Annotated in this window: 12 protein-coding genes; 7 read left to right on the top strand and 5 right to left on the bottom strand. The window is 59.3% G+C overall.

All coding sequences use genetic code 11. From position 1 onward, the window contains the following. Positions 1 to 599 precede the first annotated feature (599 nt). On the top strand, positions 600 to 1,403 hold the full coding sequence (locus K3G63_RS07855) for a hypothetical protein (protein ID WP_220613494.1): 804 nt from the start codon (positions 600 to 602) through the stop codon (positions 1,401 to 1,403). Positions 1,404 to 1,490: 87 nt separating this feature from the next. On the opposite strand, the gene K3G63_RS07850 is transcribed toward K3G63_RS07855, so the two are convergent. From K3G63_RS07850 to K3G63_RS07840, 3 genes are all read right to left on the bottom strand, one after another. After that, on the bottom strand, positions 1,491 to 1,808 hold the full coding sequence (locus tag K3G63_RS07850) for a hypothetical protein (RefSeq protein WP_220613493.1): 318 nt from the start codon (positions 1,806 to 1,808) through the stop codon (positions 1,491 to 1,493). Between the two features lie 234 nt (positions 1,809 to 2,042). Beyond that, on the bottom strand, positions 2,043 to 2,495 hold the full coding sequence (locus K3G63_RS07845) for a hypothetical protein (RefSeq protein ID WP_220613492.1): 453 nt from the start codon (positions 2,493 to 2,495) through the stop codon (positions 2,043 to 2,045). 157 nt (positions 2,496 to 2,652) lie between these two features. Then, entirely contained in the window at positions 2,653 to 2,844 is a 192-nt protein-coding gene (locus K3G63_RS07840; protein ID WP_220613491.1) for a hypothetical protein, read from the bottom strand. A 193-nt stretch (positions 2,845 to 3,037) separates the two neighbouring features. On the opposite strand from K3G63_RS07840, the gene hutU reads away from it, so the two are divergent. The 5 genes from hutU (at position 3,038) to K3G63_RS07815 (ending at position 7,181) form a co-directional block, all read left to right on the top strand. Continuing rightward, positions 3,038 to 4,810 carry a urocanate hydratase gene (gene hutU, locus K3G63_RS07835; RefSeq protein WP_220613490.1) on the top strand — a complete coding sequence of 591 codons (1,773 nt, stop codon included), beginning with the start codon at positions 3,038 to 3,040 and terminating at the stop codon, positions 4,808 to 4,810. A 19-nt stretch (positions 4,811 to 4,829) separates the two neighbouring features. Beyond that, positions 4,830 to 5,075, top strand: coding sequence for a hypothetical protein (locus tag K3G63_RS07830; protein WP_220613489.1), 246 nt, complete (start codon positions 4,830 to 4,832; stop codon positions 5,073 to 5,075). 21 nt (positions 5,076 to 5,096) lie between these two features. Then, entirely contained in the window at positions 5,097 to 5,801 is a 705-nt protein-coding gene (locus K3G63_RS07825) for a hypothetical protein (RefSeq protein WP_220613488.1), read from the top strand. 76 nt (positions 5,802 to 5,877) lie between these two features. Further along, positions 5,878 to 6,795 (top strand): NADPH-dependent F420 reductase, encoded by a 918-nt coding sequence (locus tag K3G63_RS07820; protein ID WP_259404304.1) that lies wholly within the window; start codon positions 5,878 to 5,880, stop codon positions 6,793 to 6,795. A 161-nt stretch (positions 6,796 to 6,956) separates the two neighbouring features. Beyond that, positions 6,957 to 7,181 (top strand): hypothetical protein, encoded by a 225-nt coding sequence (locus tag K3G63_RS07815; RefSeq protein WP_220613486.1) that lies wholly within the window; start codon positions 6,957 to 6,959, stop codon positions 7,179 to 7,181. A 129-nt stretch (positions 7,182 to 7,310) separates the two neighbouring features. On the opposite strand, the gene K3G63_RS07810 is transcribed toward K3G63_RS07815, so the two are convergent. Next, positions 7,311 to 9,131 carry a glycoside hydrolase family 13 protein gene (locus tag K3G63_RS07810; RefSeq protein WP_220613485.1) on the bottom strand — a complete coding sequence of 607 codons (1,821 nt, stop codon included), beginning with the start codon at positions 9,129 to 9,131 and terminating at the stop codon, positions 7,311 to 7,313. A gap of 451 nt (positions 9,132 to 9,582) precedes the next feature. Here K3G63_RS07810 and K3G63_RS07805 point away from each other — a divergent pair, with 451 nt between their 5' ends. Beyond that, positions 9,583 to 10,776, top strand: coding sequence for a DUF1624 domain-containing protein (locus K3G63_RS07805; RefSeq protein ID WP_220613484.1), 1,194 nt, complete (start codon positions 9,583 to 9,585; stop codon positions 10,774 to 10,776). A gap of 264 nt (positions 10,777 to 11,040) precedes the next feature. Here K3G63_RS07805 and K3G63_RS07800 read toward each other — a convergent pair whose 3' ends face one another. Beyond that, positions 11,041 to 12,051, bottom strand: a complete 1,011-nt coding sequence (locus K3G63_RS07800) for a glycoside hydrolase family 43 protein (RefSeq protein ID WP_220613483.1) — start codon at positions 12,049 to 12,051, stop codon at positions 11,041 to 11,043. Positions 12,052 to 12,112: the final 61 nt, after the last annotated feature.

Below are 12,112 nucleotides of genomic sequence, written 5' to 3'. Positions count from 1 at the left end.
CTGCGGCTGGCAGATACTCGGCTGGAAAAGCTGCCCGACCTAGGTGTTGGAGGGCGCTACTGCTACGCTACGGAAGAAAGCCGAAATTTCTTCCGAGAAGGTAAGCTTGGCTAGCGGACGCTGACGGTTAGCTGCGCCAAGCACAAGCAGAAGGAAGAGCGCAAAAAAGCGCAGAAGAGTAGAAAAGCGCTGCATAATACAAGGAACGAGTGAATGAAAATACTAATGTGGGTGCATCAGCGCCGGTACATACGGCGAAACTTCATTTAGGTATAGGAATACTTGAAATTTATTTGTCGAACCCCCCTTTAGCACCTGTCTAACCCGAAGCTGGCTGAAGAGCCTAGGCCCTACCAAGCCGGCTGCAATTCCTGGTCGCCCTACGCGCCTAGGAGCCTGACCATTCATTGCGCGTAGTGCGCGCCGCTGACCGGCAAGGCAACCATCGAACGAGGTAGCACTACCGACTAGCTGAGCGGCCTCCAGGGGTAAGCAACGGGTGCCGCATGATACGGTGTACGAAAAGTTTCGTGGTGTATGCGTCCTTTACGGGTTGCCCGTTGTCAGTGGGGTAGTATTCACCTTACCACTTCCCTACTATGAAACAGGTACTTATTCCTCTGCTAGTGGGCGCTTCGGCCCTGACGGCTGCCGCCCAAACCAGCCAGCCCGTCTTTACCTCCGCCTGCGAGGAAGGCAAGTGGGGTAGCTCCGGCCAAAAGCGCTACTGCGAAACGCGCGACCTGACCCTACCCGCCCCAAATGACGGACAACGCCTCACAATTGACGGGCTGCGCAACGGGGGCATTTCGGTGAAAGGCTACGCCGGCTCCCAGGTGCGGGTGCGGGCGAAGGTGCAAGCCTGGGCCCGTACCGAGGCCGAAGCCCGGGAGCGGGTAGGGCAGGTGAAAATCGGCAGTGAAGCCAATACGTTGCGTGCGGCCAGCTCAGCCGATGCCGCGGGCTATGCCGTGAGCTATGAGATATTCGTGCCCGAAAAGGTGGCGCTGGCCCTGACTACGCACAATGGCGGCATCCACCTCGAAAATCTACAGGGCCCGGTTTCATTTGAAGCCCAAAATGGGGGCGTCAGCATCACCGGCTCCGGGGGCGACATCAAAGGCCAGACCCAGAACGGCGGACTGAGCATTACGCTGACCGGGAGCCGTTGGGAAGGCAAGGGCCTTGATGTAACAACCACCAACGGCGGCATTTCCTGGCAGGTTCCGGCCGCCTACTCAGCCCAACTGTTCACCAGCACCCAGCGGGGCATTATCAACACTAGCCTGCCAGGCAGCAGCAACGGCAGCCGAGAGGTAGCCCTGAACCTGGGCCAGGGCGGGGCGCCCGTGCGGGCCGTAACTACCAACGGCGGTATTGTGCTGCACAGCTCAAGCAAATAGTACCGCGGCCCTACCTCTCTAAAAACAAAAAAGCCCCTCAGCTAGTGAGGGGCTTTTTCTTACTCGTATTGTTTGCTAAGCCACAGACTACTGAGCGGTGGTGCCACCCGTGGTGGTGCCAGCCGTAGTGCCCCCAGCCGTAGTGCCGGTAGCATCGGTAGTGCCCGTGGTCGAACCTTCGGTAGTGCCGCCCGCCGTAGTGGTCGAGCCAGTTGTCGAGCCGGCGCCCGCGCCGGTGTCGGTCATGGTCGAGTCAGTCGTGGTGGTCGATTCGGTGGCAGGAGCCTCCGTAGCCGAAGCGTCATCGGCACCGGTGCCGCCTTCGTTAGTCGTGGTAGCGTCGCCGCCGCACGAAGCGAAAGTGAACGAAGCAGCAGCCAGAGCGAGGAACAGAACTTTTTTCATGGTGATGGTAAGTGACAAGTAAATAAGGGCAGAAGAAAGAGTGAGCCCGCCGCCAGTCGGCCGCGAATCCGAACCTTAATAGCGGCCAACGGGGGAGGTAACCCATCAGAGGTAAAATAATTCTTGATTATTTTTTACTGTTCAGCTTCCGGAGTTTCTCTCCGAGAGGGAGAAGCTGAGGCATAAAAAAAGCTCCTCACCCAGTGAGGAGCTTTTTTTATGCCTGAGGTAGGCCTAGCGGCCCGTAGTGCCGCCGCCGGCCGTGGAGCCACCACCCGTAGTGCCGCCCGCCGTGCTGCCGCCCGCCGTGGTGCCAGTGCTGCCGCCGGCCGTAGAGCCGCCCGCCGTGGAGCCACCGGCTGTGCTACCACCTGCCGTAGAGCCCATGCCGCCGGCCGTGGAGCCGCCGGTAGTGCTGGTGCCGCTGGTGGTAGAGCCAGCGCTCTGGTCGCCGTTGCTGGTAGTGCCACCGCCGCCCGAGCCGGTGCCCATGCTGCTCGTGTCGCTGCTCATGCCAGCGTCGCCGGAAGCATCCATAGAGCCCGAGCCGGAGCCGCTGCCCGACTCAGTGCCGGTACCGCCTTCCGAGCCCGTACCCGAGCCAGCAGCGCCTTCTTGTTGATTGCCACCGCACGAAGCGAATGTGAACGAGGCCGCAGCGAGGGCCATAAACAGAACCTTTTTCATGGTGTTGGTAGGATAAGTGGAGTGTTGGTGGAGTTTTTAGCCGATTCGAGCCTGTTAGCGACGAATCAGTGCTTTATACTGCGAATAGAAAATAGGTAACCTGATTTAGAGTAATAAAATCTTGGTTTTTTTATAATGGTTGAGCTTGGTGCAGCATCTACTGCTGAGCCTGCCGGGTCGAATAAACCAGGCCTTGGCTCTGCAGGGGCGTAAAAGTGGGCGCGAGGGTATTGCCCATTGAGCGGGCGCCAGCCGCGGCACTGTGGAAGCGGAAGCGACGATTAACTGCTCCAAGCACAAGTAAGAGCAGCAAAAACAGAACCTGAAAATAGGTGGTGAAGTGGCGCATACGGGCAACGCAAACAGTGAATGAACAGCTTATCAGCAAAACTTCCGTCTGATACGGCACCTGCCCGGGGCGGGCAGGCAAACGGGCGTTAAGCTTTGGTAAACAATCTTGCCGGGCGGGTTGCCAGAGGCTGGGCCGGACCGTGGGAAAAGCATACCTTCCAGCCCCAAGTACTACCCAGCCGCGCTACTCTATGTCTGCCCCCACCGCCTCCATCACCCCTGAGCTTAACCTAGAAGCTGCCTCCACTTCTGACGCGGCCAACGCCCCGCAGCCGGCTACCCGGCCTATGTACTACGAGTACAAGCCCGCCGAAACCGTGCGCGCCCAGCACGGCGCCGGGTTGCGCTGCAAAACCTGGGAAGCCGAGGCAGCCCTCCGTATGCTCGAAAACAACCTCGATCCGGCCGTAAGCCTGGTCTACGACGAGCTGATTGTGTACGGCGGCGCCGGCCGCGCCGCCCGCAACTGGAAGGAGTACCAGACGATAGTAAAGACGCTCAAAAACCTGGAGGCCGACGAAACCATGCTCGTGCAGAGTGGCAAGGCCGTGGGCGTGATTCGCACCTGGGCCCACGCCCCGCGCGTGCTCATTGCCAACTCCAACCTCGTGCCGGCCTGGAGCACCCAGGAATACTTTGATGAGCTGGACCGCCTGGGCCTGATGATGTACGGGCAGATGACGGCCGGCTCCTGGATTTACATTGCTACCCAGGGCATCCTGCAGGGTACCTACGAAACCTTCGCTGCCGTGGCCGACAAGCACTTCGGCGGCACGCTGGCTGGTACCGTCACCGTTACGGCTGGCCTGGGCGGCATGTCGGGGGCCCAGCCCCTGGCCGTGACCATGAACGACGGGGTGTGCCTGGTCATTGAGCCCATTGATGCCCGCGTGAAGCAGAAGGTGCAGGAAGGCTACCTCGACGAGCAGGCCCGCGACCTAGACCACGCCCTGAACTTGTGTGAGCAGTATAAGCAGGCGCGCCAGGGCTGGAGCATCGGCCTCACTGGCAACGCGGCCACCGTGCTGCCCGAGCTGCTGGCGCGCGGCTACCAGGCCGACATCGTCACCGACCAAACCTCGGCCCACGACCTGATGGACTACATTCCCGAGGGCGACATTGAGGCCGTATTGCAGCTGCGCAAAGACAACCCCGAAGAGTTTAAGCGCCAGGCTCTGGCCTCCATCGTGAAGCACTGCAGGGCCATCATTGAGTTGCAGGCCGGCGGGGCCGTGGCCCTCGATTACGGCAACAACCTGCGCGGACAGGCCGAAAAAGGCGGGCTGCAAGTGCGCGACTCAACCGGACGGTTTCTCTACCCCGGTTTCGTGCCTGCCTACATCCGGCCGCTGTTCTGTGAGGGCAAGGGACCGTTCCGCTGGGCGGCTCTCTCCGGCGACCCGCAAGACATCCTGCGCATCGACCGCGCCCTGCTCGAAACCTTCCCGGAAAACCGCATGCTGCGCCGCTGGATTGAGAAGGCCCAGGCCAAGGTGCCCTTCATTGGGCTACCGGCCCGCGTGTGCTGGCTGGGCTACGGCGAGCGGGCGAAGTTCGGCTTGGTTATTAACGACCTGGTAGCCCGCGGCGAAGTCTCGGCCCCCATCGTCATCGGCCGCGACCACCTCGACTGCGGCTCCGTGGCCTCGCCCAACCGCGAAACCGAAGGCATGAAAGATGGCTCCGACGCCGTGGCCGACTGGCCCCTGCTCAACGCCCTGGCCAACACGGCCTCCGGCGCAGACTGGGTGAGCCTGCACAACGGTGGCGGCGTGGGCATTGGCAACAGCACCCACGCGGGCATGGTCATCGTGGCCACCGGCACCCCCGAAAAAGCCGAGCGCCTGCGCCGCGTGCTCACCACTGACCCCGGCATGGGCGTCTTCCGCCACGCCGACGCCGGCTACGAGCTAGCCCAGCAGGTAGCCCAGGAGCGCGGCGTAAAGATTCCGGGGCAGGAGTAGCTGACGAATTATTGTTTAGATGGACCATACTTCTTTGAAAATACGGCAGATTTTTCTGCCGTATTTGCTAATTGTGAATGGTGTTATCCTGAGCTTTCTGGCCATTGACTGGCAGTTGAACCAACAGACAGCCAGTTCACAGAGCGCGGTATGGACCTTTTTTATTCCAGGCATAGCCACCCTCGTTTTACTATGGCGTTTCTTACGGCCAAGGCTCCTGATGCTGGAGGAAAACGCGTCTCGGACCACCGGTGAAAAGGATTAGGGTTACGTGTCCTTTTATTTCTTGACCGTAACGCTGGTTCTGTTGATGACGTGGAGGATAGATGAGTATGTAAGCAAGCGGCTTGGTAGGGTAGCTGTGTTAAATAACATAGCTGAAATGGCTATCGGGCCGCCTGCTCGTTACTACTTCCTGAAGCAGGTGTATGTCAACAAAAAAATGGCGGTGTATGACTCTGTAGTCGTGCAGTCCAAAACTGGAAATCCTTCCTCGCACCTGAGAATAGGCCTTCCTTTGCTAGCCAACCATACCGATACACTCAAAAAAGTATATGCGGTATGGTTGGCTTATGAGCTCAGCAAAGAATTTGCGCGCAGTACCGACAAGGAAGAGCGGGACAGTACGGTGCTTAGGTTAAATCAGGCGATGCGTGCAGAGGTTAAAGCCGCTCGGTTAGATTCTCTGCTTAACTTTCAATACCTGGAACGCGCTGGTGACAGCGACAAAAACCTATCGTATAGAAAAGCTATTCAACGCAGCCAGTTCTTAACAAGTATTGATCCTCCCGTACTACTATATCCAGTGTCAAAACCATTTGCTCAGCGTAGTAGGGGAGCTCTCTGGTTAATGGTAGGTATATACCTTGTAGGGAGTGCATTATTTTTATCGGAGTTGTTATTTACTGCTCTTAAAGAGCAGAATACTAAGCAACTTCACGCTATATGCCTTTCTGATGGGCCCCTTGAGGCTGGGCCTGCGACGCAATAAAGGGTGAGCTCTTGCCGTGCATGACGCAAACGGACTCGTTACAGCCTAAGACTGCGAGAAACGCTCGTAGAAACACATGCCAGCGTTAGAACAATACCCAGATGGTCTAGGTCATTATGAAGAGGTAGGCGTACCTACTGGGCATAAGCTACTAGTGGTCCTACCAGTAATCGAACCGCCTGGCAAAAAAAGCAAAACGTCCACTTCCGCTGTTTACCTCCCTGCGCTGGCACATCACCGGCGTACGAACCAAACAACACAACCTATGAACATCGGAATCATTGGCGCCGGCCACATCGGTAGCGCCCTTGCCGTGCGGCTCACCAGCCTCGGCCATTCAGTTTACATTGCCAACTCCCGTGGCCCCGAAACCCTGCAGGACCTAGCCCGGAAAACCGGCGCTACCCCCGTGACGGCCGAGGAAGCAGCCCGCCGCGGCAGCGACTTCATCGTGGTGACTATTCCCCTGGAGAAAATCCCGGACCTGCCCAAAGACCTGCTGGCCGATGTACCGGCCGAGGTGCCCATCATCGATACCAGCAATTACTATCCCATGCTGCGCGACGGCCATATTCCGGAGCTGGAAACCGGCGACCTGACCGAAAGCGGCTGGGTGCAGCAGCACCTGGGCCGCCCGGTAGTGAAAGTGTTCAACAACATCTTCGCCGAGCACCTCGAGAAAAACGGGAAGCCCGCCGGCACGCCCGGTCGCATTGCCCTGCCCGTAGCCTCCGATGATGCCGCAGCCAAGCAGAAAGTAATGGCCCTGGTAGAAGAGCTGGGCTTTGACGCCCTCGACGGCGGCACCATGCGCGAATCGTGGCGGCAGCAGCCCGGCGGCCCCATCTACTGCAACGATTTGCCCGCCGACCAGGTGCGCGAGCATCTGGCCCGCCTCGGCTCGGAGCGCACGGAAGCTCAGCACCAGGAGTTCCTGGCCAACCAAGCCAAGCAGGAGCAGGCCATGCAGGCCCAAGGCATCAAGCTGAAATAGCCGACGCCAGGAAACGCCAAGCCGGTGCGTACGCCCCTGAAAACCGGAAAATCAGCCGTTTTCTCTACCATGGGCTTACCGCTGAACGCGCATTCCAATCAATGATCTACTTATCCGTTTTCGCCAAGGGTAGCCCGCTTTGAGTACCAACTCAAAGCTTCATGAAACGAGTTAAACAACTCCAAAAGGCCTTTGGCATGGTGGAAGAAGGCTGTTTTGTCGACTTCCCAGCCAAGTTTTCCAACGTGCAGGTGTCGCGCGTGGTGTTCGGTAATGCCCGCGGCTGCGCCTACTGCTTTCCGCACGGCCCCGAAACCAGCAACGCCACCCTGGCGAAACGAGAGCGGAGCTGGAAGCAGTTTCGCCGAACCCAGTGGAAACACTGAGGTTAGCCCCACGCAGCAAGCGCCGCCCCGGTTTCCGGGGCGGCGCTTTTCGGTTGAAGAAGGGTAAGACAAAGCTTCTATGCCGCTGTTGCTAGTATGGACATATCAGCTAACAGCGGCATAGGAGCTTTATTTCTTGCTTAATACCCGCACATCCATAGCTGGCACGATTACCTGCTTCACTGGCTTCTTGGTAAATGCGTCCCGGTATTTGTTCTTGGATAAAACGGCATTGGTGAAGGTGGCCGCTTGGTTGCCGCGGTTGAAGATGACCAGCACATCGTCGGGGCCGTGTTGGCGGCGGAAGGCGTAGAGCTTCTGGGCATCATCGGTGGCTACCGTGGTGAAGGTGCCCAGGCGCAGGGCCGGGTGCTGCCGCCGGAGCCCGATGAACTTCTGGTACCAGGCAAACAGCTCCGGGTTAAAGCCTACCGGGTCAGGGTCGTGCTTGGTTTGGTCGGGGTTATGCGTTTCGGGCTCGTAGGCCTTTTCGGCCCAGAGCATGGGTTTGCGGCAGTCGGGGTCGTTGCTGCCCCAGAGGCCGGCCTCGTCGCCGTAGAATATCATGGGGGAGCCCAGGTACAGCATTTGAAAGGCCGCAATCAGCTTTTGCTTTTGCACCTGGGCGGGGGTGGGCTTGCGGGCGTTGTAGGTGGGGTTGTTGCTTTTCTGGCTCCAGTTGAAGTACGGGCCCCAGTCGCCGAACTTCTTGCCATCGGGGTTGGCCACGGCGCTGCCAATGCGGGTGGCATCGTGGCTGTCCACCAGGTTTTGCATGTTCAGGGCCACGCCCGGCCCAAAGGCTTCGCGCAGCTCACGCAGTCGGTTATCAAACTGCGTAGCCGTAGCAGCGGTGGCTTCCTGCACGAAAAAATCGTGGACCGCAAAGGCGAAGTTGTAGTTCATGGTGGCGTCGAACTCATCGCCGCTCAGGTAGGGCCGGGTTTGCTCGATGGGAAATACCAGTTCGGCCGTCATGTAAGCCTCCGGGTTGAGGCTGCGCACCCATTGGCGCCAGCTTTTCCAGAATGGGTGGCCCACATCGTAGGCCACATCCAGGCGCCAGCCGTCGATGCCATGGGCCGCGCCCTTGTCCATAGGGTTCATCCAGCGCTTGGTCGCGTTGAAGATGTACTGCTTGGGCCCGGCCACAATGCCGTTGGCGTCTTCGCGCAGCTCAGGCAGCGTTTTCACCCCAAACCACCCGTTATACTCGAAGGCAGTACCCTTGGCCGGGTCGCGCCAACTCTTCACGGAAAACCAGTCGGCGTAAGGCGAGGCCTGTTGGTTTTTCTCCACATCCTGGAAGGCAAAGCTCTTGGCTCCGAGGTGGTTGAATACGCCATCGAAGATGATGCGCATCTTGCGCTTGTGTACTTCTTCAATCAGCTTGAGGGCTAGTAAGTCAGCCTTGGTCCACACCCAGGTTTCGGGCTTGAGTGGGTTTTCGGTGGTCATGAGCTTTTTATCGCCCTCGGGGTCGGGGCCGAAGGTAGGGTCGATGTGGTGGTAACACAGCGCATCGTACTTGTGCGAGGAGGGCGACCAGAATACTGGGGTCAGGTACACGGCATTCACGCCCAGCTTCTGCAGGTAGTCCAGCTTGTTGAGCACGCCCTGTAAGTCGCCGCCGTAGCGCCGGCGCTGAATGTTATACCAAATGTCCTTTCCATTCTTCTGCTCGTAGGGCTGCAACTCGTACCAGTCGCTCTGCCAGGGATGAATCTGGAAAGGAGAGGTAGCATCGAAGGGGTAGGCGCCATGCTGGTCGGTCACCTTGGGGTCGTTGCCCGGGTCGCCGTTGCTGAAGCGCTCCGGGAATATCTGGTACCACACTACCCCCTTACTCCAGGCAGGGGTGAAATCGGTGGGTTGGGCCCGGGCAGACAGGGTAGGCAGTAGGGGCAGAGCAACGGCCAGCAGAACGGAAAAAAGAGGCTGTTTAATCATTATTGGGGTACATACACGCCGCAACAGCGGGGCTACCTGCCAAATAACGCAAGCTTGCCGCAAGAAATCGGTAGAAGGGAAGGCGTAAGGCGAAAAGAGAGCCTGAATTGGGGGAAGCTCCAGCGCGTCTCGGGCCTGGCAGAGTGCAAAATCAGGTTGAGCGGGCTGGCGCTACCCTGGGCTTTAGTATAAGTCGGCGCCCGGTTGGGAAGGCTCTCCTCAGCCCGCAAGGCGTGGTTACTCAACGGGCAGCGTCGCCCTATAAGGTACATATCACGTCTCGTCACCGGCGCTTTACGCTTGCTGAGGCGTAGGTGCATGAGCTATTCCTGCGCGCATAAGTGGCTTCTGCTTAGAAGGGGGGCAGCGGTGGTAGATAGGGAGGCTGAAGCCGTGATACTTGATTCGCTACCTTCGTAACCACACGCGCTTTGCCCCCTATCCGTACCACATGGAACAATCTATGGCATTACCCGCAGTATGGGCCCGGAGTAGGGCGGCGGTATCCCGGGTGCAAGCTGTGGATGTAGTGCGGGGGCTGGTTATGGTAGTTATGGCGCTGGATCATGTGCGCGAATTATGGAGCCCCACAGTCTTTCGGCCCGAGGATGTTACTCAGGCTACGGGCCTCCTGTTTTTCACCCGTTGGATTACTCACTTCTGCGCGCCTACGTTCGTGTTTCTTTCGGGCGTAAGTATCTGGCTGCAACAGCAGAAGCAGGGGAGCCGGGGCGCTACCAGTCGCTTTCTGCTTACGCGGGGGCTGTGGCTGGTTTTTATCGAGGTGATGCTTATCACCTTCCTGCTGCAGTGGAATCACAATATGATCGTGCTGGAGGTCATTTGGGGTATCGGCTGCGGGATGGTGCTGTTGGCAGGGCTGCACTGGCTGCCGCGCCCGGTACTGGCCGCGCTGGCGGCCCTCGTTCTGCTAGGCCACGATGCGCTACCCTTTATTCAGCCGATAACTGCTGGCAACATTGGCTGGGCCCTGCTGCATAACACCCCCTTTGTGGTACCCCTGGGGCCACTACCGCCGGCGCTGGTGGCGTATTCCGTGGGGCCGTGGCTGGGCGTGATGCTAGCTGGCTACGTGGTAGGGCCGTGGTTTGGGCAGCCGCTCTCCGAGCGGACCCGCCGGCTGCGCCGGGCCGGCGCTGGTTTGTTGCTGCTCTTTATAGCGTTGCGGGCCACGAATTGGTACGGCGACCCCAGCCCCTGGAGCCCGCAGCCGCGCGGATGGCCCTACACGGTGTTCTCGTTTCTAAATGTGAGTAAGTATCCGCCCTCTTTGCTGTTCGTGAGCCTGACGCTAGGCGTCACCCTGCTCCTCTTGAGCCAGTTGGAAACCGTAGACAACCGCCTGACGCGCTGGCTGCGCACTTATGGGCAGGTGCCGTTCTTCTACTTTCTACTCCACCTGGGGCTGATCAGTGCCGGGGCCTGGCTTTGGACTCGCCTGGCGTTTGGGCAGGCCCTCAATTTATCGTTTGCGGCCCCGCCTACCTGGCCGCAAAGGTACGAGCCCAGCCTGTTGCGCGCCTACCTGGTGTGGGCCGCCGTGGTGGTACTGCTGTACTGGCCCTGCCGTTGGTACCGGGACTTCAAGCAGCGGCATACGTACTGGTGGCTGTCTTACTTGTAGGCAAGCTGTGGGTTGCGCCGCTCCAGACAACTCGGGGCGGCCTTTTCATTGCCGCACCAGTGGCAGCAGACGCCGGTAGCCGCCACCTAGCTGCCAGCGCGTTTAGGGAGTAGGTAGCTGTTGCTCAAGCGCACTTCGGCAGAGTAGTATCCGGTTAGTAACCTCAGCGGCGGCGTTACCGGGGCGTTGAAGGGCACTGAGGCAATGGCAACAAAAAGGCGCGGGTAGCCGCCCGCGCCTTTTTGTTGCCACAACTCCAGGTTCCTACAGCTTCCGTGCCGCTACACCTTCCTGGGTAATCTTCACCGGCTGAATGCGGCCCTGGGCGTCGAAATACAGCCGGTCGATGCAGGTGACGCGGTGGTTCATATCGGTTTCGGTGAGGGGGCGGCGGTGGTACACGATGTACCACTCCTCCTTGCCCGGCACCTGAATGACAGAGTGGTGGCCGGCTCCGGTAGCTACCTGGGGGTCCTGCTGCAGAATCTTCCCTACCCGCTGAAAAGGACCGAGCGGAGAGTCGGCTACGGCGTAGGCCACCGAGTAGTCGGGCCCGGCCCATCCGCCTTCTGACCACATGAAGTAGTACTTGCCCTGGCGACGGAACATAATGGGACCTTCCACATAGTTCTGGGGCGTGATTTCCTTGAAAGTGCTACCATCGGGGAAAGGAAGCAAGCCAGTAAAATCAGGTTTGAGGCGAGCCAGGTTGCAGTGCGACCAGCCCCCGTAGAGCAGGTAGTACTGCCCATCTGCGTCCTGAAATACGAACTGGTCAATGGGCTGGGCCCCGTTGTGGATATTGCCCACGAGGGGCTTGCCCAGGTAGTCGCGGAATGGGCCCTGCGGGCGGTCAGCCACGGCCACCCCAATTCCGCCCACTTCCCCCTCGTGCACATCATTGGCCCCAAAGAACAGGTAGTACTTGCCGCCTTTCTGCACTACGGCGGGCGCCCACATAGCGCGTCGGGCCCATGTAACGCTAGCGGTGTCGATGATGCGCGGGTGCTTGGTCCAGTGTACCAGGTCAGGGGAGGAAAACGCATCCATGAACACCTGCTGGTCAAACGGAGCCGAGTAGGTCGGGTACACCCAGTACTGTTTGCCGAAAATAACGGCCTCGGGGTCGGCGTACCAGCCGGGGAAGATGGGATTACCGGAGGTGCGGGCGGCAGTAGCGGGCTTCGGCCCAGCGCCAGAGGTAGTGGCCTGGGCGTAGGCCTGCTGCGTCAGCAGCAAGCCGGGCAGCAACCAAAGAAGCAGAAGTTTCTTCATGGGAGCATACTTACGAAAATTCTGCGGAACCCCAGCTTCCGTAACGGGCCGGGGCCGTAGG

Origin of the sequence: Hymenobacter sp. HSC-4F20 (genome assembly GCF_019599275.1) — a bacterium.
GTDB lineage: Bacteria > Bacteroidota > Bacteroidia > Cytophagales > Hymenobacteraceae > Hymenobacter.
The sequence above is the reverse complement of the archived record's forward strand: the minus strand, read 5'-3'. Positions and strand labels throughout refer to the sequence as shown.